General features: G+C 63.0%; 24 protein-coding genes. 14 read left to right on the top strand and 10 right to left on the bottom strand.

Annotated features, from left to right (window positions below):
- Nucleotide 1: 1 nt before the first annotated feature.
- Together FY528_RS15915 and FY528_RS15910 are read right to left on the bottom strand one after the other, a co-directional pair.
- On the bottom strand, nt 2–1,036 hold the full coding sequence (locus tag FY528_RS15915) for a DUF5712 family protein (RefSeq protein ID WP_149072014.1): 1,035 nt from the start codon (nt 1,034–1,036) through the stop codon (nt 2–4).
- 7 nt (nt 1,037–1,043) lie between these two features.
- Nucleotides 1,044–1,601 (bottom strand): BfmA/BtgA family mobilization protein, encoded by a 558-nt coding sequence (locus tag FY528_RS15910; protein ID WP_149072013.1) that lies wholly within the window; start codon nt 1,599–1,601, stop codon nt 1,044–1,046.
- An 867-nt stretch (nt 1,602–2,468) separates the two neighbouring features.
- Here FY528_RS15910 and FY528_RS15905 point away from each other — a divergent pair.
- From FY528_RS15905 to FY528_RS15895, 3 genes are all read left to right on the top strand, one after another.
- The gene (locus FY528_RS15905) at nt 2,469–3,236 is read left to right on the top strand and encodes a ParA family protein (protein ID WP_187632152.1); all 768 of its coding nucleotides are present in this window, start codon (nt 2,469–2,471) and stop codon (nt 3,234–3,236) included.
- A complete protein-coding gene (locus FY528_RS15900; RefSeq protein ID WP_149072011.1) occupies nt 3,236–3,721 on the top strand; it encodes a hypothetical protein in 486 nt (161 codons plus the stop codon). Before FY528_RS15905 ends, FY528_RS15900 begins: the two co-directional genes overlap by 1 nt.
- 902 nt (nt 3,722–4,623) lie before the next feature.
- Nucleotides 4,624–5,574: a replication initiation protein gene (locus tag FY528_RS15895; RefSeq protein WP_149072010.1), complete on the top strand. Its 951-nt coding sequence runs from the start codon at nt 4,624–4,626 to the stop codon at nt 5,572–5,574.
- A 6-nt stretch (nt 5,575–5,580) separates the two neighbouring features.
- Here FY528_RS15895 and FY528_RS15890 read toward each other — a convergent pair whose 3' ends face one another.
- The 8 genes from FY528_RS15890 to FY528_RS15855 form a co-directional block, all read right to left on the bottom strand.
- Nucleotides 5,581–5,877: a hypothetical protein gene (locus FY528_RS15890; protein WP_129919105.1), complete on the bottom strand. Its 297-nt coding sequence runs from the start codon at nt 5,875–5,877 to the stop codon at nt 5,581–5,583.
- Between the two features lie 131 nt (nt 5,878–6,008).
- Nucleotides 6,009–6,287 carry a hypothetical protein gene (locus FY528_RS15885; protein WP_149072009.1) on the bottom strand — a complete coding sequence of 93 codons (279 nt, stop codon included), beginning with the start codon at nt 6,285–6,287 and terminating at the stop codon, nt 6,009–6,011.
- Nucleotides 6,288–6,364: 77 nt separating this feature from the next.
- The gene (locus FY528_RS15880; RefSeq protein ID WP_149072008.1) at nt 6,365–6,967 is read right to left on the bottom strand and encodes a hypothetical protein; all 603 of its coding nucleotides are present in this window, start codon (nt 6,965–6,967) and stop codon (nt 6,365–6,367) included.
- A 192-nt stretch (nt 6,968–7,159) separates the two neighbouring features.
- Nucleotides 7,160–7,684: a hypothetical protein gene (locus tag FY528_RS15875; protein ID WP_149072007.1), complete on the bottom strand. Its 525-nt coding sequence runs from the start codon at nt 7,682–7,684 to the stop codon at nt 7,160–7,162.
- A gap of 89 nt (nt 7,685–7,773) precedes the next feature.
- The gene (locus FY528_RS15870; protein WP_149072006.1) at nt 7,774–8,172 is read right to left on the bottom strand and encodes a hypothetical protein; all 399 of its coding nucleotides are present in this window, start codon (nt 8,170–8,172) and stop codon (nt 7,774–7,776) included.
- Nucleotides 8,173–8,216: 44 nt separating this feature from the next.
- Nucleotides 8,217–8,528, bottom strand: a complete 312-nt coding sequence (locus FY528_RS15865) for a hypothetical protein (protein ID WP_149072005.1) — start codon at nt 8,526–8,528, stop codon at nt 8,217–8,219.
- Between the two features lie 35 nt (nt 8,529–8,563).
- Nucleotides 8,564–8,854: a hypothetical protein gene (locus FY528_RS15860; protein WP_129919116.1), complete on the bottom strand. Its 291-nt coding sequence runs from the start codon at nt 8,852–8,854 to the stop codon at nt 8,564–8,566.
- Between the two features lie 79 nt (nt 8,855–8,933).
- Nucleotides 8,934–9,938 carry an ArdC family protein gene (locus tag FY528_RS15855; protein ID WP_187632151.1) on the bottom strand — a complete coding sequence of 335 codons (1,005 nt, stop codon included), beginning with the start codon at nt 9,936–9,938 and terminating at the stop codon, nt 8,934–8,936.
- Between the two features lie 393 nt (nt 9,939–10,331).
- Between FY528_RS15855 and FY528_RS15850 the strand changes: the two genes are divergently transcribed.
- The 11 genes from FY528_RS15850 (at nt 10,332) to FY528_RS15800 (ending at nt 25,185) form a co-directional block, all read left to right on the top strand.
- Entirely contained in the window at nt 10,332–11,195 is an 864-nt protein-coding gene (locus FY528_RS15850) for a transporter (RefSeq protein ID WP_149072003.1), read from the top strand.
- A gap of 302 nt (nt 11,196–11,497) precedes the next feature.
- Nucleotides 11,498–11,881, top strand: a complete 384-nt coding sequence (locus FY528_RS15845) for a hypothetical protein (RefSeq protein WP_149072002.1) — start codon at nt 11,498–11,500, stop codon at nt 11,879–11,881.
- 60 nt (nt 11,882–11,941) lie between these two features.
- Nucleotides 11,942–12,265 (top strand): DUF6660 family protein, encoded by a 324-nt coding sequence (locus tag FY528_RS15840; RefSeq protein WP_129919119.1) that lies wholly within the window; start codon nt 11,942–11,944, stop codon nt 12,263–12,265.
- A 161-nt stretch (nt 12,266–12,426) separates the two neighbouring features.
- Nucleotides 12,427–16,908, top strand: a complete 4,482-nt coding sequence (locus FY528_RS15835; RefSeq protein WP_149072001.1) for a CusA/CzcA family heavy metal efflux RND transporter — start codon at nt 12,427–12,429, stop codon at nt 16,906–16,908.
- A gap of 32 nt (nt 16,909–16,940) precedes the next feature.
- On the top strand, nt 16,941–18,149 hold the full coding sequence (locus FY528_RS15830) for an efflux RND transporter periplasmic adaptor subunit (RefSeq protein WP_149072000.1): 1,209 nt from the start codon (nt 16,941–16,943) through the stop codon (nt 18,147–18,149).
- Between the two features lie 45 nt (nt 18,150–18,194).
- Entirely contained in the window at nt 18,195–18,800 is a 606-nt protein-coding gene (locus FY528_RS15825; RefSeq protein WP_129919122.1) for a hypothetical protein, read from the top strand.
- 50 nt (nt 18,801–18,850) lie between these two features.
- Nucleotides 18,851–21,112 carry a heavy metal translocating P-type ATPase gene (locus tag FY528_RS15820; protein ID WP_149071999.1) on the top strand — a complete coding sequence of 754 codons (2,262 nt, stop codon included), beginning with the start codon at nt 18,851–18,853 and terminating at the stop codon, nt 21,110–21,112.
- Nucleotides 21,109–22,005: a cation diffusion facilitator family transporter gene (locus tag FY528_RS15815; RefSeq protein WP_149071998.1), complete on the top strand. Its 897-nt coding sequence runs from the start codon at nt 21,109–21,111 to the stop codon at nt 22,003–22,005. The genes FY528_RS15820 and FY528_RS15815 overlap by 4 nt, the downstream gene beginning before the upstream one ends.
- A gap of 45 nt (nt 22,006–22,050) precedes the next feature.
- Nucleotides 22,051–22,902 (top strand): cation efflux transmembrane domain-containing protein, encoded by an 852-nt coding sequence (locus FY528_RS15810; RefSeq protein WP_149071997.1) that lies wholly within the window; start codon nt 22,051–22,053, stop codon nt 22,900–22,902.
- Nucleotides 22,903–22,938: 36 nt separating this feature from the next.
- Nucleotides 22,939–24,351, top strand: a complete 1,413-nt coding sequence (gene lpdA, locus FY528_RS15805; RefSeq protein ID WP_149071996.1) for a dihydrolipoyl dehydrogenase — start codon at nt 22,939–22,941, stop codon at nt 24,349–24,351.
- A 9-nt stretch (nt 24,352–24,360) separates the two neighbouring features.
- Nucleotides 24,361–25,185: a ZIP family metal transporter gene (locus FY528_RS15800; RefSeq protein ID WP_262384022.1), complete on the top strand. Its 825-nt coding sequence runs from the start codon at nt 24,361–24,363 to the stop codon at nt 25,183–25,185.
- Nucleotides 25,186–25,205 lie beyond the last annotated feature (20 nt).

Raw genomic sequence — 25,205 nt, 5'->3', positions numbered from 1 at the left:
TTTACATCTCGATATCCAGCTCGGCGCTGCGGCGCCCCGGCTTCTCGGCTACATGCTCGGTGCGCTCGTCCCGGGTAGCTTGGGCGTTGCGCACCAGGTGTTGCACCGCGTGCAGGGCCGTCACCGCCTGGCGCTGCGGGGCCGGGGCCTGCTCCCGCCCGGTGCGCAGCAGCTGCAGGGCGTTGTCGATGGGCCGGCCGTCGCGGGCACGCTCCTCCACCCGGCGCAGCATCCGGTAAAACGTCTTGTCAAACTGCCGGGCCTGGGCAATGGCCTGCACCTGGTCCGGCGCCAGGTGCTGCTCCCGGGGCACCAGCTGGTTGATGGCAGCCACGCGCCCGGCAATCTTATCCAGCCGGCCGGCATCGTAAGCCGGGTCGCGTGGCCGGGCTGCCTGGGGCCGCAGCTTCTCGTGCGCCTGGGCCTCGTAGCCAAACTGCTGCTCAAACTGCCGGCCGGCCGCCGCTTGCCAGCGCATCAGGTCAAACCGCTGCCGGCGCCCGCCGGGGTTGAGGGTCAGCTTTTGCTCCCGGTCGCGGGCGCTGACAATGATGTGCACGTGCGTCTGCAGGCCCGCGCGCTTGGCGCCGGCCTTGGCCGTGCCCGCCACCACCTCGGGGTCCGTTCCCCGGTGGGTGCGGTCCTGGTGGAGGATGGCTCCCCATACCAGGCTTTGGCTGTCCAGCTGCCGCCCCCCGGGCAGCCGGAAGTTCTGTGCGTACTGGTCCATAACCTGCCGGGTGTACGCCTTAAGCTTGTCGGGGTCGTTGCCGATGTGGGCCAGCTCCTGCTCGCTGGGACTCAGCACCAGCGAGTAAAATTTAGCCTCCGCAGCCCGCAGCCCTTTCACGTTGGAGTCGATGCGTTGCAGCAGCTGCGCGGTGCCGAGCTCGTCCGAATCGGCATTGAAAAACGTTGCTTCCTGCCCCTCCCCTACTGCTTCGTGCTGCAGATAATTCAGCGTTTGCGCGCAGCTGCCGGTATTGGTATACGCCGCTTTGCCGTGCGTTTTGGGGTTGATAAGTTTGACGTACATCGGCCTTTTAACCTGCTTTAAGTCCACTGGAAGCAGCTCCATTTTCTCCCGATTGCCCCGGCTCTACCTGGCTTTCTACTGGCGACTGGTGCTTTCCCGGGCCCTGTTTGCGGGCGGTCTGCAGCGCTTCTTTTACCTGCCTGTCTACCGCTTCTTCGTTGCGCTGACGTAGCAGTTGCAGGGCCTGTTGCTGCCGTTGCAGCTGCGCTTCACTGAGCGTTTCCAGCTGCGCGTTGAGGTTGCCCACCAGGATTTCATTTAGGCGCAGCACCCGCTCCAGCGTGATGCGGGTGCGCAGCATCTCCTCCAGCATGGCCGTAAGCAGCGTGCGCTCCTGCTCCTGCATAAACCCGAATACCCGGTCCCCGAGCTTCTTTATCTGCTGCATGATGAGCTGCCCTTCGCGGGCTTCCGTCTCACGCGGGTCCAGACCCCGGGTGGCAAAGTATTCCACCGCCGCGCTGGCGTATACGCCCAGACTAGTACCGACTTCCGCCGCGGCTGCTTCGGCCTTCCGGTGGGCATTGTTGTCCAAGGTGACCCGTTTGCGTAGCTCCGTACTCATCGTGCTGTTTTCAGTTTAGCAGCCTCGTGGGCCATTTTTTAATCTTTAAATCAGGCACTTAACTCTCCATGGGTCATAAATCAGCTCTGCTGATTTATAAATAACTCAAGACTAATGCGTTAGCCGTGGGAGTGGGTTGTTCTTCTTGCTAAGCCTATTCTACACTTAGTAAAAAGTTAGTCAGAAGTTAGTACGCAGCTTTCCGCTTTGGTGTTAGAAGCAGCCGCCTTTTTCTTCACTGCCCGCTATACCTCCTCCTTTGCTGGGTTCCAGCTGAGCCCATCTTTCCCGGAATACAGTGCTGCAATACCCCACTAGCAGGCCCCAAGTAGACTCGCACCTTGTTTCCCAGCGATTGCCGCCTACAACCCAGCAATGGCGTTTTCGTGATACAGATTACCACTGTAGTTCTACAATTCTGTTTTTCTGTTGCTAGCAGCCATCAGCGTCTGCTGGGCACGCTCTGGCTATCCTGTATTTCTGCTTTTCTGTAGTTCTGCGTTTGCGGCCTCCCCAGCCTTCTGTTGACAGCCAGCTGATTCTGTTTTTATACAATTCTGTTGTTCTGCATTTCTGTTTCAACAATACAGGCAGGTCTATTGGATGCTCGTGCAGAACTGCAATCCTATAACTCTGCAGTTCTGCAAAAGTGCGTTTCTGCTTAAGTGGTTTTTTGCTTTTCTGTTGTTTTGTACTTCTGTGTTTAAACTGTACGACAGAAGTGTTTTTCTGTTTACCTGCGTAAAAACATTTCTGCGTTTCAGCAGGAGTGATGTTCTGTTTTTCTGCTTTTCTATTACATTTGACTTGCTATCCCGCTGGCTCTGGTGGCCGGCACCTCCTCACGCCTTCAACCCCGCACCGATTATGTCCAAGGTTATCAGTTTTGCCACCCAGAAGGGGGGCTCCGGTAAATCCACATTGGCGCTCGTGCTCGCCGCCCCGCTGGCGACCGAGTACGGCCTGCGCATCGCCGTCCTGGATTGCGATTACCAGCAGAGCATCGTCAAGACCCGCGAGCAGGTGGACGCCGCCAACTTTGCCCGGCTGCGCGAAACCAACCCCGACGCCCAGTATCCCTACGACGTGTACCCCTGGCAGCTGAACCGGATTTTCGACTTCATCGATAACCCCGAGCACAACTACGACCTTATTATCATCGACGTGCCGGGCCGGGCCGACGGCGACGACGTGTTCAACGCCCTGACGGCTTGCGACGCGGTGATTGTGCCCCTGGTGTCGGATTACCTGGACCGGGCCTCCACGGCCGAGTTCATGACCATTCTGGAGGCCATCAAGAAAGCGGCCGACGACGCGCAGATTGATTTCCAGTACTACGGCCTGCCCACCAAGCGCGTGGCGGGGCAGCGGGAAGAGAAGGAGATGGACGACTACATCGACGGACTGGGCCTCTCACGCTTTAACTCCTACCTGGGCCACCGCAAGGCCTACACCCGGGCTTCGACGCTCTACAGCCTGCTCAACCCGGCCTGGTCGCGCTATGCCGGCGGCACCAAGGACACCAACGACGAAATCCGCCGGGTGTGCGAGGAGCTCATTGAGCGCCTGGGCCTGCCTGACCGCCGCGCCACGGCGGCCATTTCCGTATCCACCGCTTCAACCTCCGCGAAATAATGGGCTTCGAGAAACCACAAATCACCCCACGCCGTCGCATCGAAGTGCCCGAAGAAGCCCGCCAGCAGGCCCGGGCCGGCATGGGAGGGGAGGCCACCCGCACGGCCACGACACCGCCGGCGGCCGTTGAACCCATCGCGGCGCCTGCCGCGGTAGCAACTCCTACAGCTCCGGCCCCGGCGCCCGCCCCCGTGGAGGCACCCGTGCCACCCGTTGCGGCTTCGGGAGCTCCGGCAGCTGCGCCTGTACGCGCTTCAACACGGAGCCGTAAGGCCGCCGCGGCAGTTGCCCCCGCACCGGAGGGCGAAGTGCCGCTGCACACGGTTCAAATCGCTAAATCCGTGGTGCAGGAGATTAAGATGAGCCTGCTGCTGGCTACGCCCGGCCCGGACACGCCTACCACCATCAAGAATTACCTGGAAGCCGCTCACCGGCACTACGACGCACACCTGCGTAAAACCGGTAAGCTGCCGCCCGCTAAGTAGTGGTGTCAAAGTAGCAGAAGCATCAAAAGCAGCCTCTTCGGGGGCTGCTTTTCGTTTTGGGCGGTAGGGGAGGGGAGGGGCTAGCGGCGGCTGGAACCGTAGCTCGAAAGCCTGTTTATCTCTCACATTTTATAAGCGGGGCTCCCGTAGCGTCGCTTAAACTTGGTTGGTCGATATGCCCTTGTTCAGAGGCGGAATATGCTATGACCTCGCTCAAAAGGCCTGGAATGGCCTTCCGGAAAGCAAAACCGAGGCTTTACTGTGGTTTCTGACCCGAGGTTTCGCTTATAAAACGTGCTAGTTTGCTCTTGGAGACACCTAAGCGACTTATAAAACGTGGTAATTCGTTGTTAGTTAGAAGTTAGTATAAAGTTAGCGAATACGCTTTACACGTTGGAAAAAGTTGAAATGGCTTATAAAAAGTGGTGCAAGGCCCTGGGCTGCTTGAGATTCAGTGGCAGCTGCAGTCACTTATAAAAAGTGGTTTTAAGTAGGTAACGTACATAAGGCACTTAGAAAAGTGCAATCCCTGTGTTCGATTGCTCAGTCTGCTTTTTTTGTTGTTTTCTTGTTTGTTCTGGCCCCAGGTTTGAACCACTACCTTGAAAGCTATTTCGGATGCGCATCAACAACCTTTGTGAGTTTATTTGTTAGTCCTTGTCTATTTGTAGGGGCCACAAGTGCCTGATAATCAATAGTATATAATGGTATAAAACCACGTTTTATAAGCGAAAAACCACTTTTTATACCTTTTATTACCACGTTTTATAAGTGAACTCTCACGTTTTATAAGTCCCTGGACCACGTTTTATAAGCGAAAAACCACGCCCAACTACCACTGTGGTTTTTTATCTGCTGACGGCTTACATTTGCTCTATTCCCGCCGCCTTATGTCCTAGTTTATGAAGCCTGAAGATACCGCCGTTGTAGTTGTCGAACCCGCTCCCGTTCCCGTCGTCCGCCAGCACAACGCCATTACCCAGGCACGCTACGACTACACGGCCTGTCAGCTGGATATCTTCTTTTACCTGCTCTCCCGGCTGCGCCGGGATGACACGGCCGACCAGGAGTACACCATCTACGTGAAGGACGTGGAGGCTCTGACCGGGCGGCAGTGGAACTACCAGCAGCTGCGCGAAGCGACGGCCGACATGGGCTCGCGCATGTTCGAGGTGGAAAACGAGCGGACCTACCAGCAGCTGTGGATGTTTCAGCGGGTGGAGTACATCAAAGGCAAGGGCTGCCTGCAGATTCAGCTGGCGGCGCCCATCCGGCCCTTTCTGTTTAACCTCAAGGAAAACTTTACCTCCTACCAGCTGCACTCGGCCCTGAAGCTGAGCAGCAAGTATGCCAAGCGCATCTATCAGCTCGTGAGCCAGTGGAAGGACAAGACGAGCACGCGCACCTACCCGCTGGACGAGTTCAAGCAGATGCTGCACCTGAAGGACCCCAAGGGCAAGGAGCCGGAGTTGTTTCAGAACATCAGCCAGCTCAAGGCCCGGGTGCTCGACATTGCCGTGCGCCAGGTCAGCGAGCACACCGACCTGAAGATTGACTATGAGCTGGTGAAGAAGGGGCGGGCCTACGACGCCGTGCGCTTCACCATTGCCCGCCAGCAGCCCCAGCAGCTGCCTATTCCCTTCGAGCAGCCTTCAGAAGATGCCCGGGCCAACGCGGCCCGGCAAAGCCTGGAAACACTGGGCATCACCCAGCCCCAGCTGGTGGCCACCATCCTGGGTGACCCCAAACACCTGGACCAACTCTTCAAGTTTACTTATCAGCTCAAAACCGACAAGGTAAAGGCGACGAAGAATCCCGGCGGGCTGTTTTTGAAAATCTGCGGCCTGCGATAATCAGCCCTATTCTTTCACATGCTGGTTGTCGGTACCAGCTGCTTCGGTCCGTACCACGGCAAATAACTCCTCTTCGGACACATTGAGTACCCGGGCCAGTTGCTGTAGTTCACCCACCGTGCAGGTGCTGGGGCTGCGCTTGCGGGTGTCGTAGGTACGGGCCGATACTCCCCACGCTTCCACGATGCGCTTGCGGGTGCCGGCCACTTCCAGCAACTCCGCCAAGGTACCGGGGTGGTGCACCCGGGGCGGGCTGGTCAGTGGCTCAATAAAAGCGACCGTTGGGGCAGCAACTTTGGACATCAGAAAAAGCTAAAAAAGGCACAGAATAAAGCGCGTAAGGTATAGGCTTTACGTCGAACCTGAAAAACCAGCTTACCGGTTTTTAGAAAATCGGGCCGGCGATGCATTCTCACATGCCTTGTTACCGGCCTTTACCATTGACCCGAGGGCTCACCCCAGAGCAGCAACCGGTGACGGCCGCCGCACTGGGCCGCTTCCGTGGCCAGGGCCTGCTCTTCCCAGCGTCCGCACTCGGCAACGGCCAGCGCCAGCCACTGCCGCAGCTGCTCTGCGGCCGTGCACCGGCCGATGTAGTGCTCGGCGGATTGCTGACGAGCCAGGGTGATGGCGGGGTGCTGCAAGATGCAGCGCAACTCGGCGCGCAGTGCCTCGACTTCCGGGGTCCCGGGCAACTGGGATGATGCAGGCATGAGAGAACGGGTAAAGTGATGCCAGGCGCGCGCTCAGCCGCCCCGGATTCTGCCGGAGCGGCCGGGCGCGGGCGGCGTTAGCGCATCAGGTTGGACTTCATCAGCAGCACCGGGCCGGCCACCACGTCCACGGGGGCATACTGGTCGAGCGGGTAAGTCTCAAACCAGGCGGCCGTGGCCAGCGGGTTGATGGGCCGGCGGCGGTCTTTGCCCTCGTCATCAAAAACGAGGATATACCCCTCGTAGGGTCCGTGCTGCGGGCAATGCACGTCGATGTAGTTTGCTTCCAGCGCCGCGCACAACTGGGCTAGCGGGAAGGTTTTGCGGCCTTTCTCTGGGCGCACCTCGCGCACGCTGCCATCCACGCCCAGCAGCATGGCCGCGCCCTCGGCGGGGAGCATCGCGGCGTGCTGGCTCCGGAAGTATTCCCCCAGCGCCTCCCGGGAAGGGTATTCCAGCGCGCCCACCACCTGCAGCGGACTGCGGTCGTAGGTTGTGGTGGGGAAGAGGTTGCCGGTAGTGCCACACAAGGCCACAATCTGGGTGGGCTGGCCGGCGTGGGTGCGCAGAAACAAGCGGGGAGGGAGGGGGAAATTAACTCCTCCCGGCTTTACCAGTTCCGTGTTATGCAGGCTAAAGAGCAGGGACTGCGGGCGCGTTGGAACAGGGGCTTTTTCCATGATACAGAGCTGATTTGTTGCTAATTGCTTCTGTATAGTAAACGACTTAACGCAGCCTCAAGTTCTCTTTTTGCGCTAAATTAAATATCTTTTTGCTCTTTTAATCACACCTTCTTTGCCCCACTGCCCAGCCCTCTCAAGGCCCCCAGGTGCAACGGGATGGCTCAGCTGTTGCGCCCGAAATAACAGCACTTAGCTCACGGCAAACATGGTTGCCTGCCGGGCCATCAGCGGCAGAGGCATGAGCTCGGCCTGGGCAATGGCCTGCTCGACCGCGTGGCGGTCCGGAAAACGCGTAAGCTGCCGGCGGGCCGCCTGCCGCACCAGTTCCACAAACTGCGGCGCGGCGGGCAGTTGCCGGAAAGCCAGCAGTTGGTTGGTGCGCGCATCGAGCAGCACAAAGGTGAGGGTAGTGGGCTCGTCGTGCTCAGGCCAGGCCGCCCGCTCGGCCGGGTCGGCCATGTGGTGCCAGTTCAGGGTCACATCGAACACCCGGTTTGCGGCCGGAAACCGGGTAATGATAAATGGCACCCCCGGCGCGGCTTCGCAGATGCCGTACTCGAAGCGGCCGCGCCAGCGCTGCACATCGGCCGGCTTGGGGTTGAGGATGTAATAGACCACGTTGAAGAAGGTGGGCGTCAAATCCGCGCGGGCTTTTTCCTGGCCATTGACCTGGTTGTGCACCGGGTAGGGCTCCCCTAATTTGAATACGTACACGGGCTGGCCGAATTAATAGGTTTTATAAGCCAAAAGAAACGGTTTTCTGCTGCCCGAGCCAAATCAGCCGCCTTCGCAGGGGCCCGCCTTCAGGACGGGCCGGCAGCCGGTGGTACCCCTGGAATTGCCAGGCGCCGGTGCGGGTTCCGGCTGGTTGCGGGCGTCTGCCCCAGCGAGGGCTCAAACCAGTCCCGGTAGGCAGTCGTCAGCCGGTCGGCCACGATGGCCAGGCGCGCGGTTTCGCCCGCGCGCAGCACCCAGATGTGGGCACTGCCGCAACCGACCTCGTAGCCGGTGCCCAGCAATTTCTTCACTGCCCCCGCCAGTCCGCGCAAATCGGTGGTGTGGGTGTGGGCCTGCACGTGCCGGCGCAGGGAATCCAGGCGGCGCTTTTCGGCGGCGTCAGCGGGTTTCTGCTCAATGGCCAGGTAGGCCTGCTGGGGCGGGAAGGGATTAGCTAAGGGAGCGGATTTCAGGGACTGAGTCATATGGGTAGGGTAGGGGTGAAGGGCAGCCAAAGCGCCGGCGCTGCTCAGCGCGCATTCAGGTAGCGAATGTCCCGAAAGCCGGCCAGCAGTCGGGCCGTGGCAAAAGCCTGGGCAAACCGGCCGCGGTGGTAGTCGGCGCGCAGCTGCCCGACGTGGGTGAATTCGTAAGTCAGGCCGGTCGGGCCCAAGGGCTGCAGGAACTGGTCGGCCTCCTCGGCACTGAAGCCGCTCAGGTCGCGGCCGTCACTGAGCAGCACCTGCGCACCGGGCCGCTGACCTGGGCCGCGCTCATAAACCTCGTAAACCAGGCCTACCGCCTGCTCGCGGGGGTAGAGCACGGCGTCGCCAACGGTCAAATTGTGGGAATCGTCATCTTGATGGGGTAAGTGGATTAAAGCAGCAGCAGCACAAACTGCCCGCCCTGCTGCTCGCGCGTGGCGCGGACGGCCTCGCGGGCGATGGGACGCAGGGCCTTTACCAAGGCTTCCAGCACCTGGAAATCCTCCACCGTGGCCACGCCCAGCGGTAGGCGCTCGGCTACTTCCAGCGTCAGGCCTTCGAGGTTGAGGCCGTAGCCGCGCTGCTGCATGTCGGCTTCTACGTCGGTCAGCGCTTCGGCCACCCGGGCACGGTACCGGTTCCATTCAGGGTCCCCGAAAACGGGGGCTTCGCTTGCATTCATGGGGCAGTGGGGAAGGTAATGGGAGCATCAGGGACCAGCCGGATGGGCGGCCGCCGGTAGCGGCCGCCCGCGGCAGTACTCAGGCCACGGCCAGCCAGCTGAGCTCCGCTTCCCGGTATTGCCGGCTGATTTCGTCTTCTTCGTGGGCAAATTCCAGCACGCGGGCAGGAGCAGGGGCGGGCACGGCTTCCTCTGCCTCCGGCACGCCCAGAATCAGCTTGGCGGCGCGCTGGGCCTTGCTGGCCGCCTGCAACACCAGTTTTTTGTCGTTTTTGAGCCGCTCCAGCCACGTCTGGATATAGGCCACGGCATTGGCTTCGGTCTGCTCGGTGTTGAGGCCGGCGGCCGCGCACAGAAACGACGCGCCCATCTCCGCCGTCAGTTCCTCGCGGGCGTAGCTGGCCGAAAGCTTGCCCTCGCCGGCCGTCAGGTCCGGGCGGTCCAGCCGGGAAGCGTGGCCGGTGCTGTGGGTCAACTCGTGAAACAGGGTGGCGTAGTAGCCTTCGCCCGTGGTGAAGGTATCCCGCGCGGGCATGTTGACCAGGTCCAGCGCCGGGGCGTAGTAGGCGCGCTGGTGCCGGTGCTCGATGGCGGGGCGCCCTTCCCAGCTGCCCACGATGGCTTCGGCCGCCTCAATGGGCGTGTGGGCGTGGCGCTCCACGGCGGGCAGGTCGAACTCGATGCCCTCAATGTCCTCTACCGAAAACACGGTGTAATATTTCAGAAAGGGTAATTTCTCTTCCTTGCCGGTCTGCTCGTTCTCGCGCACCGACACGTTGTAGTAGACAACCGGGTGGCCCTTGGCACCCTTGCGCACGTTGCCGCCCAAAGCCAGCGCCTGCTTGAAGGTCAGAAAGAAAGGCAGGGCCCCGCTAAAGTGCAGCAGAAAGGCGTTGATGCCCGAGTAAGCCGCACCGGTCGCGTAGTTGCGGGGCAGCCCATATACCGCGCTCCACGGCTTGCGCCACGGAATTACGCCGCCTTCCAGCGCCGCCACAATCCGGTCGGTCACAATCTGGTACACATCGGGGCGGGGAGTAGCGGCGGCAGCTTTACGGGTGGCGGGCTTGCGGGTCTTTTTCATACTAAAGCGCTGTTTTTGTGAGCGTTCGTTATACATATTAAACGAAAATACCCGCCCCGTAGTTTACTTTTTGCTCTTTATTTTATATCTTTTTGCTATTTTTATTCACCCTTCTTTTCCTACTGCCCCCCTACGGAGCCGGGTTTTAAAAACCACTTTTTATAAGTGCAAGCCGCCCCCCAGCCTGCTGTTGGGTAGCCTAGCGGTAGAGTAGGATATTGTAAAAGGGGCCGGGAATGTGCCCAGAAGTGATGAGGCAGTTACGTACCAGTTGACGCGGCCTTACCTGAGGCCAGTGAGAAACTGAGTAAACCTTTCGTGCACGGTAGCAGTATTTAGGATAGTCTAAAAATTTATTTAGATTAGCTTAAAAACACCCTTAAATACGCCTGCATGCTTCGACTTCTTACGTTTCTGAGTGGGGTGCTCTACCTACATGGCACGCCCGCACTAGCCCAGCAACCCCTCCAACTTACTGACCGTGACTCGCTGCTGCTCAGCCGGCAACGCTACTCGCTTTTCCGTCCGGTACCGCGCGCCCGCTTGCGGCCCATGAGCACCGGCCGACCCGATGCCACCGAAAGCGCCTACTCGGTGGACGCGGGCCACTTTCAGGTGGAAACGGATGTAGTCCGCCTGGGCCAGCAACGGTTTTACGGCGAGGCCAGTCAGCAGCTGGCCTTCAACCACGCCAATATCAAGCTGGGCCTGACCCGGCAGATGGACCTGCAGGTGGTGGTGGAATCCTACACCATCCAGACCGAAGACGCCGAGCAGCCCGTGCGCCGCGCCGGCTTCGGTGACGTAACCCTGCGCCTCAAGCGCAACCTCTGGGGCAACGACGGGGGCGCCACCGCCCTGGCGCTGATGCCTTTTGTGAAACTGCCCACCGGACGCAGCTGCGGCAACCGGGCCTGGGAAGGCGGCCTCGTAGCCCCTTTCGCGTGGCAGCTGCCCCGCGACTGGTCGTTTGGCTCTCAACTGCAGGCTTCCTGGAACCGCGACCCGGAAGCGCAGGCACATTACCTGGAGTTAGCCCCTACCGTGACGGTGGGCCACGACCTGTACCGCACCCTCGGCGGCTTTCTCGAAGTGGCCGCCGCCTGGGACACGCGGGCGCCGGCCTGGACGGCCACGCTCAACGGTGGTCCCATCTGGCGGGTGACCGACAACGTGCAACTGGACCTGGGGGTGAACCTGGCCCTTACCCAGGCCACGGAGACCAGCTATTTCCTGGGCTTGAGTTTTCGGCGCTGAGATGTAAATCAGCCCCTGTATCAAGGCAGTACTATGCAAGGGGCCGCAAGCTGTTCCAGGTAACGTCGGGCCTCTGGATGTTCTCCCCGCGTTCAGCGGTCTGTCTTGACGCAGGCCTCCAAGCTGGTATTGCCCACCCATATAACTTTATTAGCCCGCCGCTCGTGCTGGTCACTATGCATCTAGGCCGCTTTTCCGTTTTTCTTCCCGCTTATTTTCGGCTGGCCGCGCTAGCCCTGCCGATGCTGGCAGCACCTCGGCTCCCAGCTGCTCTGCCCGCGGACGAACCAAGCCGCACCCCTGTGGTCGAGGCTGCCGTGCGGCAAACGCTTCTGGTCTATCGCCGCGCACGGCAAGCGGGTGACTCGGCGGCAGCCGTGGCGGCGTTTACGCCATCGGGCTGGATAGTGAATCAGGCGGAGCGGCCCGTACGCGCCCGCTTTGTGCGGCTGGCCGGCTGCCGCGGCTGGTGCCGCCCGGCCCCGCTGCCGCAGGATTACCAGGTGAGTGTTCTGCCGGACTCGGCCCGCGCGCTGGCCGTGGAAACTTATTGCCTGTCTGAGCCCGTTTCGGCGGCAGCGCGTCGCCGGCGCCGGCGCTGTTACACCGTTATTTCCGTACTTACCTGCCAGCAGGGGCAGTGGCTGATTCACTCGCAGACCTTATCCTGCCGGCGGCCTGATTAGCCCGGTACGTATCCTTATTGGCGCACATTCCGTAGGTTTGCACCGTCCCGTCTTTCCGACATGCGTTTCTTTTCCGTGTTCTTTGCGTTTTACCTGGCCTTGCTGGCTTGTCTGCCCTGCGCAGACACGGCCCCGGTGCGGGTCAGCGGCACGGAAACGTACGTCGCGGCCACGGAACACGAATCCGAGGCCCACTCCCGCCTGGACTGGTGCTCGCCTTTGTGCCAGTGCCAGTGCTGCTCGGGCACCTCGCTGCCCACGGCTACGGTTGTTGCCCTGACGGCTAAACCACCCTTCTTTATCCCGCCGGGCCGGTTTGCCCGGCTCGCGCCCCCCGCCCCCCGGGAGCGGGCGGGCAGCATCTGGCAGCCCCCCCAAGCCTAGTTTCCTGTTTTTCCGGTTCCGTCGCGGGACCGGGCACGCTACTGTGCCCGGTCCCGTTGGCGCATGCGCACGTGTTGTGCCCTGCCGGCCCCGCCGCCGTTGAGCTTCTTGCGCTCCGGCCGCCTTCTTCTCAGGATTTCTAGTCTTACCCCCAAGCCAGCATGCTCAACCGGCTGATTTATTTTTCCATTCACAACAAGCTCATCATCGGGCTGCTGACCCTGGCGCTCATGGCCTGGGGCGGCTACTCGCTCTACCGCCTCCCCATCGACGCGGTGCCCGATATCACCAACAACCAGGTCGTCGTCTACACGGTGGCCCCTTCGCTGGCCGCCAACGACATCGAGCGGCTGGTGTCTTTCCCCATTGAACAAAGCGTGGCCACGATTCCGGGCGAGGACAACGTGCGCTCCTTCTCCCGCTTCGGCCTTTCGGTCGTGACCATCGTCTTCGAGGATGGCATTGACATTTACTGGGCCCGCCAGCAGGTGGCCGAGCGCTTGCGCGAAGCCGAAAGCCAGATTCCGGCCGGCGTCGGCCGGCCCGAGCTGGCCCCCGTTTCCACCGGCCTGGGCGAAATCTACCAGTACCTGGTGCGGGCCAAGCCCGGCTACGAAAAGAAGTACGACGCCCGCGAGCTGCGCACGATTCAGGACTGGATTGTGCGGCGCCAGCTGCTGGGCACCGAAGGCGTGGCCGACGTGGCCAGCTTCGGCGGCTTGCTCAAGCAATACGAAGTTTCCCTGGACCCGGAGCGGCTGCGCTCCCTCAACATTACCGTGGACGAAGTCTACCAGGCCGTCTCGCGCAACAACCAGAACACCGGCGGGGCCTACCTGGATAAGAACCCGACGGCGTACGCCATCCGCACCGAGGGGCTGGTCACCAACCCCCAGGACATCGGCAACATCGTCGTGAAAAGCACGACTTCCGGGCTGCCCATTCTGGTGCGTGACGTGGCCAACATCCGTCTGGGCTCGGCCGTCCGCTATGGCGCCATGACCCGCAACAACGAAGGCGAAGTGACCGGCGGCATCGTGCTCATGCTCAAGGGGGCCAACGCCAACGAGGTCATCAAGGCCGTCAAGGAGCGCATGGAAACCGTGCGCAAGTCCCTGCCCGAAGGCGTCACCGTGGACGTGTACCTGGACCGCTCCGACCTGGTGGGGCGGGCGATTCACACCGTCACCAAAAACCTGATTGAGGGTGCCCTCATCGTGATTTTCGTGCTGGTGCTCTTCCTGGGCAATCTGCGCGCGGGCCTGGTGGTGGCCTCCGTGATTCCGCTGGCCATGCTCTTTGCCATTGCCATGATGCAGCTCTTCGGCGTGTCGGGCAACCTGCTCTCGCTCGGGGCCATTGACTTTGGCCTGGTCGTGGACGGGGCCGTCATTATCGTGGAGGCCATCATCCATCGCCTGCATTCGGGTCACGCCGGCGCGGGCCACACCAAGAGCGGCCTGCTCAGCCAGCGGCAGATGGACGATGAGACGTACCACGCCGCCGCCGGCATCCGCGACTCGGCCGGCTTCCCGGAGGTCATCATCCTGATTGTGTACCTGCCCTTGCTGGCTTTGTCCGGTATTGAAGGCAAGATGTTTAAGCCCATGGCCCAGACCGTGGCCTTTGCCATCGTGGGCGCCCTGATTCTCTCGCTCACCTACGTGCCGATGATGGCCGCGCTGGGCTTGAGCCGCAACACGACGCCCAAGCGCACCTTCTCCGATAAGATGATGAGCTGGCTCGAAGCCCGCTACCGCCCCATGATTAGCTGGGCCCTGCGTAGCAAGGCCATCGTGCTGGGTACGGCCGTGGCCCTGCTGGTGGGCACCATCCTGCTGTTCCGCACGCTGGGCGGCGAGTTCATTCCCCAACTCTCCGAGGGCGACTTCGCCATCGAGATGCGGGTGCTCACGGGCTCGTCGCTGAGTTACACCATTGAAAAAGCCAACCAAGCCGGGGGCATTCTGAAAAAGCAATTCCCCGAAGTCAAGGAAGTGGTGGCCAAGATTGGCGCCGCCGAAATTCCCACCGACCCCATGCCGGTGGAAGCGGCCGACGTGATGGTCACGCTTAAAGACCCCAAGGAGTGGACGTCGGCCACGTCGCAAGCGGAGCTGGCCGAGAAGATGGCCCACGCCCTGAGCGTGATTCCGGGCGTCACCTTCGGTTTTCAGCAGCCCATCCAGATGCGCTTTAATGAGCTTATTTCCGGCGCCAAGCAGGACGTGGTGCTTAAAATCTACGGCGAGGACCTAGACCAGCTGGCCGACTACGCCGCCCGCACGGCCGCGCTCGTGCGGCAGGTGCAGGGGGCCGAGGACGTGTACGTGGAGCAGGTGACCGGCCTGCCGCAAATCGTCGTCAAGCTTGACCGCAACAAGCTGGCCCAGTTCGGCCTGAACGTGGAAGACGTGAACCGCACGGTGCAGACGGCCTTTGCCGGGCAGAGCGCCGGGCAGGTATTTGAGCAGGAGCGCCGCTTTGACCTCGTGCTGCGCCTGCCCCCGGCCCTGCGCAAGGACATTGAGAGTGTACGCCAGCTGTTTGTGGCCACGCCGCGCGGCGAGCAGATTCCCCTGGAGCAGGTAGCGGACGTGAGCCTGGTGGAAGGCCCCAACCAGATTCAGCGCGACGACGCCAAGCGCCGCATCACCGTGGCCTTCAACGTGCGGGGCCGCGACGTGGAAAGCGTGGTGGAAGAGTTGCAGGGCAAGGTGGACCAGCAGCTCAAGCTCGCCCCGGGTTACTACACGACGTACGGCGGGCAGTTTGAGAACCTGCGCGAAGCCTCCCAGCGCCTGAGCATCGCCGTGCCGGTGGCCCTGCTGCTGATTTTTGCGCTGCTCTTCTTCACCTTCCGCTCCCTGCTGCAGGCCACGATGATTTTCACGGCCATTCCGCTCTCGGCCATCGGCGGGGTGCTCTCGCTCTGGCTGCGCGGCATGCCGTTCAGCATCTCGGCCGGGGTAGGCTTTATTGCCCTGTTTGGGGTAGCCGTACTCAACGGCGTAGTGCTCATCGGCTACTTCAATCAGCTCAAGAAAGAGGGCGTGACCGACTTGACCGAGCGCATTCTGCAGGGCACGGCCACCCGCCTGCGACCCGTGCTGATGACGGCCACCGTCGCCTCGCTGGGCTTTCTGCCCATGGCCCTGGCCACTTCGGCCGGGGCCGAAGTGCAGCGCCCCCTGGCCACCGTCGTCATCGGCGGCCTGGTGACGGCCACGCTACTCACGCTGCTAGTGCTGCCGATTCTGTATGCTTTGGTGGAAAGCCGGGTGAAGAAATCGGCCGATGACGAGCAGGACTTGCACGAGGAGGCGCCGACCACGGTGCCGGGTGCTGCGCCAACCACCCCGCTGGTAGCCGGGGCCATAGCCCTGCTGTTGCTCGCTTTCCCGCTTACGGGCCAAGCCCAGCAACCGCAACTGACGGTCGGCGGCACCCCGTTCACGGCCCAGCAGGCCGTCACCCAGGCCCTGCAGGCCAACGGCACGGTGCAGGTCGCCCAACGCTCGCTCGAAGCCCAGCAGGCCCTGCGCCGCACGGCCACCGACCTGGGCCGCACCACCCTTGGCGTTACCTACGGGCAGTACAACACCTACCGCAACGACAACCAGTTCAACGTCAGCCAAACCTTCTCCTTGCCGGGCGTGTACCGCAGCCAGGCCCGGCTGCTGGACGCGCAGGTAGGGGGGCAGCAGTTGCAGCTGGCCCAGGTGCAGGCCGACCTGCGGCGGCAGGTGCGCCTGAGCTACGAGCAGGCCGTCTACGCCCGCCACCGCCTCAAGGTGCTGCGCGGCCAGGACAGCCTGTACTCTGAGTTTTTGCGAGCCGCCAACCTGCGCTTTAAAACCGGCGAAGTGGCCCGGCTCGAACCGGCCACGGCCCTGGTGCAGCAGGGCGAAACCCGCGCCCTGATTCGGCAGGCCCGCACGGGCTACCAGGTGGCCCAGCGCCAGCTACAGGCCCTGCTGCAACAGGCGCAGGTAGTGGACGTGGCAGATAGTCTGCTGCGTCCCCTGGAACCCGTGGTGCTGCCGGCGGCGGGCGACACGACCCGCCTGGCCCAAAACCCGGATGCCCAGGTCTTGCGCCAGCTGATTGCCCAGCGCCAGGCGGCCACGCGCGCCGAGCAGGCCCAAGGGCTGCCCAACGTCACGCTGGGCTATTTCAATCAGTCGCTCATCGGCCCGCAGACCATCGGTGGGGTAGGAGGGGATGAGCGTTACTATTCCGGCAGCAACCGGTTCCAGGGAGTCCAGGGCTCGGTGGGCATTCCCATCCTGCGCGGCCCCCAGAAAAGCCGGGTGCAGGCCGCTAAGCTCCAGGAGCAGGTGGCCACCGCCTCGTACCGGCGGCAGCTGGCCGAACTGGCCGGTCGGCAAGACGAGTTGGTGGCCCGCCACGCCGAGCAGCAGCAGCGCCTGAACTTCTACCAGCAAACGGCCCTGCCCCAGGCCAACGTGATTGTGCAACTGAGCACCCGGGCCTTCAAGGCCGGCGAAACCGGCTACAGCGAGTACCTGCTCAACCTGGAGCGGGCCCTGAATCTGCGTACGGCTTACCTGGAAGTGCTGTTGGAGCACAACCAAACGGTTATCGAGCTGGACTACCTGCTCAACAGCACGGCCCAGTAACGTCTCTTTTCTCCTGACTTGTGAATTTCCCCATGAATAAAATTGCATTCCTGACGCTGCTGGGCCTGACCCTGGCCGGCTGCGGCACCGATAAAAAAGAGAATACCCCCAGCGAAGCGGCTACCGAAACGCCCGCCGTAGCCACAACGAATGACAAGCCCGTGGCCGAAGGCGCGGAGGAAGAAGAGCCCACCCAAACCACCCTATCGCCCGAGGAGCAGCGTTCGGCCGGCATCCGCCTGGGCAAGGTGGAGGACCGCGTGCTCAGCGGGGGCCTGAAAGTGAACGGCACGCTCGACGCGCCGCCCGAAAACGCGGTGACTGTCAGCGCCCTGCTCGGCGGCATCGTCGAGCGCACCACCCTGCTGCAGGGCTCCCGGGTGCAGGCAGGGCAGGTGCTGGCCACCATCCGCAACCCCGAGTTTCTGGAGTTGCAGCAGAACTACCTGGAAACCAGCAGTCAGCTGGAGTACGCCCGCTCCGAGTACGAGCGCCAGGAAGAGCTGTACAAACAGGAAGTGGCTCCGCAGAAAAACTACCAGCGGGCCCGGGCCGAATACAAGGCCCTGCAGGCGCAGGTAGCAGCCCAGGCTGCGCGCCTGCGCCTAGCCGGGCTACCCGTGGGCGGCAAGCTCACGACCTCCGCCCCGGTGAAAGCCCCGCGCGGCGGCTTCCTGAAGGCCGTCAACGTGAGTGCGGGCCAGAGCGTGACGGCGACCGACGTGCTGTTTGAAATCATCGACCCCGGCCACCTGGACGTGGTGCTCAACGTGTTCGAGAAAGACGTACCGCAGTTGCGCACCGGCCAGACCGTGCGCTACTCGCTGGCCAACGACTCGGTGGGCGCCGACCACCAGGCCAAAATCTACCTGATTGGCCGCACCGTGGGCGAGGACCGCACCGTGCGGGTGTACGCCCACCTGCGCCACGAGGACGCCAGCCGCCTGCCCGGCACCTACGTGCGGGCCATCATCGAAACCAACTCGGCCACCGTGCCGGCCTTGCCCGACAAGGCGCTGGTGCAGTTTGGTGGCAAGAGCTTCATTTTCGTGGCCGATGGCCAGGCGGGTGAAAAGCAGGAAACCCGCTACCGCATGGTGCCCGTGGAAGCCGGCGTCAGCGAAAACGGCTACACGCAGGTCACATTGCCCGCCGGCACGAGTGCCACGACGGCGAGCATCGTCACGGAGGGGGCCTACTCGCTGCTGGCCAAATTGAAGAATGCGGAGGAGGAAGAATAGCCCCCTACCCCTGACCAGTTAACGTTCCGCTTCGTACCGCTGCTTATGCTAAACCTGCTCACCGGTTGCCTGCTGCTTAGCCTGCTCCACGCCGCGATTCCCAACCACTGGGCGCCGGTGCTGGCCGTGGCGCGGGCCGAGCGCTGGCCGCTGCGGCGGGCAGTGGGCGTGACGCTGGTTGCTGGCCTGGCCCACGTGCTAAGCACGGTGCTGCTGGGTTTGGGGCTGGGGTTGCTGGGCTGGCGCCTGTCGGCGCAGTTTTCGCAGTTCGCTGGCGTAGCGGCCCCCGCCCTGCTCGTGCTCATCGGCATGCTCTACGCCTTGTCGGGGCCGGGCCACACCCACCCGGACCCGGCCGCCGTCAGGCCCCGCGGCCGGGTGGTGCTGGGCTTGGCGGCGACCATGTTTCTGGCGCCCTGCCTGGAAATTCAAACGTTCTTTCTGGCCGCCGGCACCCGGGGGCCCATGGCCCTGGCCCTGCTCATGGCCACCTACCTGGTGGTGTCAGTGGGGGCCATGAGCGCGCTGGTAGCGGCGGCCTACACCGGCCTGCGCCGCCTGAACCTCGCGGGCCTGGCCCGGCATGAGCGGCGCTTTACCGGGGCCGTGCTCGTCGCAGTGGGCGTGGCCGGCTTCTTCGTGGACTGGTAAGTTCCCCGCCCCGCCCACCTTATTTTTCAACCTGATGCTTCTCTTGTCTTATGCCTGACCCAACCTCCCCCAACACCGACGAAGAGCTCAACACCGCCAAGCAGGTGCAGCTCGAAAACGTGGGCGCGCTCAACCGCGACCAGCTCACGCCTGAAGCAGCTACTGCGCCCGAGGGCCACGACGTGCCCGGCCACGACCATGCGGAGCACGACCATAGCGGCCACCACCACCCCGCCGGCAAAAAGGTCGTGGACCTGGGTGCAGCCGCCGACGAGCACGCCGGGCACGACCACGGCAGCGGCGACGACCACGACCACGGCCCGGCCGGCGACAACCCCTACCTGTGGCCCGGCGTGAGCTTCGCCCTGCTGCTGGCCGGTATTGCCCTCGACTACTACAAAGTCGGGTTTTTCACCGGCTACGTGCGTCTGGTATGGTACGGCATCGCCTTTCTGCTGGTGGGTTGGAAAGTGATTCGCTCGGCCGTGCAGAGCATCCCTTCGGGCAACGTGTTCAACGAGTTTCTGCTCATGAGCATTGCCACGCTCGGGGCTTTCGCCATTGGCGAATACCCGGAGGGCGTGGCCGTGATGCTGTTCTACACCGTGGGCGAGTTGTTCCAGGACGCGGCCGTGAACCGGGCCAAGCGCAGCATCAAGGCCCTGCTGGAGATTCAGGCCACCGAAGTCACGGTTATCCGCAACGGGCAGAGCGTGGTGCTTGACCCCAAGGAAGTGGTGGTGGGCGACACCATCGAGGTGAAGCCGGGCGAGAAGGTAGCCTTGGACGGCACGCTGGCGAAGGGACCGGCATCCTTTAACACCGCGGCCCTCACCGGCGAGTCGGTGCCCCAGACCAAGCAGACCGGCGAGCCGGTGCTGGCCGGCATGGTCAACCTGGAAAGCCTGATTCAGGTGGCCGTGACGGCCAATTACAAGGACACCAAGCTGGCCAAGATTCTGGCCATGGTGCAGGACGCGGTGGGCCGCAAGGCCAAAACCCAGCAGTTCATTACCAAGTTCGCCAAAATTTACACGCCCATTGTGGTGCTCCTGGCGGTGCTGCTGGTGGCCGTGCCCGCTGTCGTCGTGGACGATTACGTGTTCCGCGACTGGCTCTACCGGGCCTTGGTGTTCCTGGTGATTTCCTGCCCCTGCGCGCTGGTTATCAGCATTCCGCTCGGCTACTTCGGCGGCATCGGGGCGGCTTCCAAAGCGGGCATTCTCTTCAAGGGCTCCAACTTCCTGGACGTGATGCGCGAGTTGGACACCGTCGTGATGGACAAGACGGGCACGCTGACGCAGGGCGTGTTTGCCGTGCAGCAGGTGCAGCCCGTGGGAGTGGAGCAAGCCCAGTTGCTGCGCCTGGTGGGAGCCTTGGAAACCAAGTCCACCCACCCCATTGCCAAAGCAGTGGTGGGGCACGTGGGCCCGGCCGCCACGGGCGTGACCGTGGAAAACGTAGAAGAAATCAGCGGCCACGGCCTGCGCGGCCGCGTGGACGGGCACGACGTGCTGGCTGGCAACACCAAGCTGCTGACCAAATTTAACGTGGCGTACCCGGCCGAAGTCGACCAGATTCAGGACAGCATTGTGGTGGCGGCCGTGGACGGCCAGTACGCCGGCTACCTCACCGTGGCCGACGCCCCCAAAGAGGATGCCGCCCGCACGGTGCAGGAGCTACGGGCCGACGGCATCACTAAAATCGTGATGCTCTCGGGCGACAAGGACAGCATCGTGCAGCGCGTAGCCCGGGAACTGGGCATTGACGAGGCCCACGGCGGGCTGCTGCCCGAGGACAAGGCGCGCTACGTGCAGCAGTACAAAGATGCCGGCCGCAAGCTCGCCTTCGTGGGCGACGGGGTGAACGACGCGCCCGTGGTGGCCCTGGCCGACGTGGGCATTGCCATGGGCGGCCTGGGCTCGGATGCCACCATTGAAACGGCCGACGTGGTCATTCAAACCGACCACCCCAGCAAGATTGCCACCGCCCGCCGCATTGCCCGCGCCACCCACCGCGTGGTGTGGCAGAACATCTGGCTGGCCTTTATCGTGAAGGGCATCGTGCTGGCGCTGGGCGCCGGCGGTCTGGCCACCATGTGGGAAGCCGTATTTGCCGACGTAGGGGTGGCCCTGCTCGCCATTTTGAACGCCGTGCGCATTCAGCGCATGGACTACGCCACCCCCGGCACTACGAAAGCGGTAGCCCCAGCTCCGAGCACAGGGGCAGGCCCCGGGCAGGCATCGGTGGTGGAAAGCATGCCGCAGCAATTGCGCCAGGGCCCGCATCACCACAACGACCCCGCCGCATGAGTGGCGCCCACGGCATGAGCGGCAGCGCCGCCGCGCGCAACAAGCGCCCGCTGACCATCGTCTTCTTTACGACTCTGACTTACCTGATTGCCGAAGTCATCGGCGGCTGGTGGACGGGCAGCCTGGCCCTGCTGGCCGATGCCGGCCACATGCTCACCGACGTGGCCGGGGTGGGGCTGGCCCTGCTGGCCATCCGCTTCGGCGAGAAGCCCGCCACGCCGCAACGCACGTTCGGCTACTACCGCTTTGAGATTCTGGCGGCCCTCACCAACGCGGTGGTGCTGATTCTGATTTCGATTTACATCCTCTACGAGGCCTATTTCCGGTTTTTGAATCCGCCCCAAGTGGAAAGCGGCACCATGATGTGGGTAGCCGGCGTGGGCATGCTGGTCAACCTCTACGGGGTGTACCTGCTGCGCAAGAGTTCCGGGGAAAGCCTGAACATGAAGGGGGCCTACTTCGAGGTGCTCAGCGACCTACTCACCTCTGTGGGGGTGATAGTGGCCGGCCTCATCATGCTCACCACCAAGTGGTACTACGCCGACCCGCTGCTCTCGGCCGGCATCGGCCTGTTCATTCTGCCGCGCACCTGGGCCCTGCTCAAGGAATCGGTGAACGTGCTGCTGGAGGGCACGCCCGCCGACGTGAACCTGGAGACGTTGCGGCAGGGCCTGCTGCAGGTGCCCGGCGTGGCGGCCGTGCACGACCTGCACGCCTGGGTGCTCACCTCCGGCGTGAATGCCCTGAGTGTGCACGTGGTGCTGACCGACGAGGCCCGGCACGAGGACGTGCTGACCCGCGCCCAGGACTACGTGACCACCAAGCATCCCATTCAGCACGCCACCATTCAGGTGGAGCGCGGCGACTTTGCCCAGCACGAAACCCATCTGTAGTGACTCTCGGGTCACTATTGCGTGGCGATAACACCTTCACTCGCTATGTCCTTCACTTTCGTTGAGTTGCAGCCGAACCAGCGTACTCCACTGCCAGCGTGGGTAACGGCTGCGGCTCTGGCGTTGCTGGTTTTTAGCAAGTGGGCCGTTGGGGTGCAAGCAGCCTCGCACGCACTGCTGGCCGATGCCCTGGCATCCGCGGCCCAGCTAGGGCTTCTTCTGATGAGCCGCACCGGCCGGTGGCCAGTTGCTGACTCTTCACAGGGGCTGGCCGCCCGGCAACGCGTGTGGACAACCGTCGGCGCCGGGGCATTGGTTACCGCAGCATTCGGCGCCGCCTGGTACTGCATTCGGGTGATGAACGTTCCGCACCCGCCGCCGACCATTGTATCAGCGTGCGTGGCCGGGGTAGCCATCGTGCTGGAAAAAGGCGCGTACCGGCAGCTGTTTGGCCCCCCTAACTTGGGTGAGTTCCGGGCGTGGTATCACCCCAGCAATGCGTTGCCGTCCAACCTCGCGCTCGTCGGCATCAGCCTGTCCATTCTGGGCGGCCCTGGCTACGAATGGGCCGATGACTGGGCGGCCCTGGGCATTTGCGCGCTGCTCGTGGGCAATGCCTACCGCCTATTGCAGCCAGCCTCGGTTGCCGGGCCAACGGTACGCCGGCAAGAATGGAAAGCCCGGCTGCAGTGCTGTACTCAGACGATTCCGGGCATCACCCTCGCCGAGGCCCATCTTGAGCCGTCCGAAACCGGTTCCGTTCTGCATGTATGGGTACGCGTATCCAGCCCCCTGACGGTTGCGCAAGAGCACGCCATAGCCCAACAGGTGCAGACTGTTCTGGCACCCGTCCAACCGCCTTCATCAACGCTGCTCGTGCGCATAGTCCCTTCGTAAGCCTGCACAACCACTCTCCCCCTTTTCTCCACAACCATGACCTCCTACGACGTAATTATTATCGGCTCCGGCCCCGGCGGCTACATCGCCGCCGTGCGCTGCGGGCAGCTGGGCCTGAAAACGGCCATCATCGAAAAGTATCACACCCTGGGCGGCACCTGCCTCAACGTGGGCTGCATCCCCAGCAAGGCCGTGCTCGAATCCACCGAACTCTACCAGAAAGCCACCCACCAGTTCGCCGAGCACGGCATCGACGCCGACAACCTGCGCGCCGACCTGCCGCGCATGATGGCGCGCAAGGACCAGGTGGTAAAGAAGGTGTGCGACGGGGTGGTGTTTCTGATGAAGAAAAACAAGGTGGACATCCTGCACGGGATAGCTTCCTTCGTGAATGCCACCACTGTGCAGGTCGCGCCAGCGGATGGGGGCGGTGGGGAAGCACAGCAGCTTACGGCAAAAAACATCATCATCGCCACCGGCTCCAAGCCCAGCACCCTGCCCTTCATCACCCTGGACAAGGAGCGCATCATTACCAGCACCGAGGCCCTGGCCCTGCGCGAGCTGCCCAAGCATTTGATTATTGTGGGGGGCGGGGTTATCGGCCTGGAGCTGGGCTCGGTGTACGCCCGCCTGGGCAGCAAGGTCTCAGTGGTCGAGTACACCGATGCCATCATCCCGACCATGGACCGCACCATGGGCAAGGAGCTGCTGCGCTCCCTGAAAAAGCAGGGCCTGGCATTTTACCTCTCGCATAGGGTGACGGCCGTGGAGCGGACCGGCGACACGGTCACGCTCACGGCCCAGGGCGGCCCGAGCGCCGAGCTCAAGCTGGAAGGCGACTACTGCCTGGTGTCGGTGGGCCGCCGGCCCTACACCGAGGGGCTGAACCTGGCCGCGGCCGGCGTGGAGCTGGACGAGAAGGGCCGGGTGAAAGTCAACGAGGACCTGCAGACGACGGTGCCCGGCATCTGGGCCATCGGCGATGTGGTGCGCGGGGCCATGCTGGCCCACAAGGCCTCCGACGAGGGCGTGTATGTAGCCGAGCTCATTGCCGGGAAGGCCCCGGAGGTGAACTACCTGCTCATTCCGGGCGTGGTCTACACCTGGCCCGAAGTGGCCAGCGTGGGCTACACCGAAGAGCAGCTCAAAGAGCAGGGCAAAGCCTACAAAGTGGGGACTTTCCCCTACTCGGCCTCCGGCCGGGCGCTGGCCGGGGCCGACACCGAAGGGGTGGTGAAGGTGCTCACCGACGCGCAGACCGACGAGATTCTGGGCGTGCACATGATTGGCGCGCGCACGGCCGACATCATCGCCGAAGCTGTGGGCATCATGCACTTCCGCGGCGCGGCCGAGGACGTGGGCCTGATGTCGCACGCCCACCCCACCTACGCCGAAGCCTTCAAGGAAGCCTGTCTCAACGCGGCCGGTATCGGGGCCCTGAATATGTAATGACTCACCATGACACTGCTGCTTTCCGTTGCCCCGCCCGTCACCCCCTCCTGGACCCAGGTGCTGCTCTACGCGCTGGTGCCCGCCGCCGTGATGGTGGTGGGCGCCGTGGTGGCGATTCTGCGCCCACCCGGGGCGGCCATCCGCAGTGCCATTCTGCACTTTGCCGCCGGCGTGGTGTTTTCCGTGGTGGCCGTCGAGTTGCTACCCGACATCGTGGCCCGGCACCGGCTGCTGGAAGTCGGCTTGGGCTTCGCCATTGGGGTCGGGGTGATGCTGGCCCTGCGTTCCTTTACCCGCAAGGCAGCCGAAAAGGAAAAAGCCCTGCCCACGCCGGCCCTGCCGCCCGGGGTGCAGTGGGCTTCCCAAACCGCGCCGGACGAGGTAGCCAGTTCCGGCACGCTGCCGATGGGCCTGCTCACCGGGGTCGGCATTGACATTCTCATCGACGGGCTGCTGCTGGGCATCGGCTTTGCCGCCGGGGCAGAAGAAGGTATGCTGCTGGCCATTGCCCTCACCATTGAAGTATTGTCGCTGGGCTTGGCCACGGCCGTGGAGCTGCGCCAGGATGGACAGGGCAAAGCCCGCACCGTGGGCATCGTGGCCGCACTTTCGGCCCTGCTGGTCGTGGGGGCCGGCGTGGGCATTACCGTGCTCAAGGGGGCCTCCGACAACGTGATGGAGTTGGTGCTCTCCTTTGGCCTGGCCGCGCTGCTGTTTCTGGTGACGGAAGAGCTGCTGACCGAGGCCCACGAGGAGCCGGAGTCGCCCTGGCTGACCTCGGCCTTCTTCCTGGGTTTTCTCCTGTTTCTACTTCTGGGCATGCTCGTGTAGCCGGCCCTTTTTACTTGCCT

It is taken from the genome of Hymenobacter lutimineralis (assembly GCF_008271285.1).
In the GTDB taxonomy this organism is placed as follows: Bacteria; Bacteroidota; Bacteroidia; order Cytophagales; family Hymenobacteraceae; genus Hymenobacter; species Hymenobacter lutimineralis.
Note: the sequence above shows the minus strand (reverse complement) of the source record. Positions and strands in the feature narration are given on the sequence as shown.

Bases quoted from the DNA above. Each gene is read 5' to 3' on its own strand.
- FY528_RS15915 (WP_149072014.1), bottom strand. From the start codon at position 1,036: ATGTACGTCAAACTTATCAACCCCAAAACGCACGGCAAAGCGGCGTAT.
- FY528_RS15910 (WP_149072013.1), bottom strand. From the start codon at position 1,601: ATGAGTACGGAGCTACGCAAACGGGTCACCTTGGACAACAATGCCCAC.
- FY528_RS15905 (WP_187632152.1), top strand. From the start codon at position 2,469: ATGTCCAAGGTTATCAGTTTTGCCACCCAGAAGGGGGGCTCCGGTAAA.
- FY528_RS15900 (WP_149072011.1), top strand. From the start codon at position 3,236: ATGGGCTTCGAGAAACCACAAATCACCCCACGCCGTCGCATCGAAGTG.
- FY528_RS15895 (WP_149072010.1), top strand. From the start codon at position 4,624: ATGAAGCCTGAAGATACCGCCGTTGTAGTTGTCGAACCCGCTCCCGTT.
- FY528_RS15890 (WP_129919105.1), bottom strand. From the start codon at position 5,877: ATGTCCAAAGTTGCTGCCCCAACGGTCGCTTTTATTGAGCCACTGACC.
- FY528_RS15885 (WP_149072009.1), bottom strand. From the start codon at position 6,287: ATGCCTGCATCATCCCAGTTGCCCGGGACCCCGGAAGTCGAGGCACTG.
- FY528_RS15880 (WP_149072008.1), bottom strand. From the start codon at position 6,967: ATGGAAAAAGCCCCTGTTCCAACGCGCCCGCAGTCCCTGCTCTTTAGC.
- FY528_RS15870 (WP_149072006.1), bottom strand. From the start codon at position 8,172: ATGACTCAGTCCCTGAAATCCGCTCCCTTAGCTAATCCCTTCCCGCCC.
- FY528_RS15860 (WP_129919116.1), bottom strand. From the start codon at position 8,854: ATGAATGCAAGCGAAGCCCCCGTTTTCGGGGACCCTGAATGGAACCGG.
- FY528_RS15855 (WP_187632151.1), bottom strand. From the start codon at position 9,938: ATGAAAAAGACCCGCAAGCCCGCCACCCGTAAAGCTGCCGCCGCTACT.
- FY528_RS15850 (WP_149072003.1), top strand. From the start codon at position 10,332: ATGCTTCGACTTCTTACGTTTCTGAGTGGGGTGCTCTACCTACATGGC.
- FY528_RS15840 (WP_129919119.1), top strand. From the start codon at position 11,942: ATGCGTTTCTTTTCCGTGTTCTTTGCGTTTTACCTGGCCTTGCTGGCT.
- FY528_RS15835 (WP_149072001.1), top strand. From the start codon at position 12,427: ATGCTCAACCGGCTGATTTATTTTTCCATTCACAACAAGCTCATCATC.
- FY528_RS15830 (WP_149072000.1), top strand. From the start codon at position 16,941: ATGAATAAAATTGCATTCCTGACGCTGCTGGGCCTGACCCTGGCCGGC.
- FY528_RS15825 (WP_129919122.1), top strand. From the start codon at position 18,195: ATGCTAAACCTGCTCACCGGTTGCCTGCTGCTTAGCCTGCTCCACGCC.
- FY528_RS15820 (WP_149071999.1), top strand. From the start codon at position 18,851: ATGCCTGACCCAACCTCCCCCAACACCGACGAAGAGCTCAACACCGCC.
- FY528_RS15815 (WP_149071998.1), top strand. From the start codon at position 21,109: ATGAGTGGCGCCCACGGCATGAGCGGCAGCGCCGCCGCGCGCAACAAG.
- FY528_RS15810 (WP_149071997.1), top strand. From the start codon at position 22,051: ATGTCCTTCACTTTCGTTGAGTTGCAGCCGAACCAGCGTACTCCACTG.
- lpdA (WP_149071996.1), top strand. From the start codon at position 22,939: ATGACCTCCTACGACGTAATTATTATCGGCTCCGGCCCCGGCGGCTAC.
- FY528_RS15800 (WP_262384022.1), top strand. From the start codon at position 24,361: ATGACACTGCTGCTTTCCGTTGCCCCGCCCGTCACCCCCTCCTGGACC.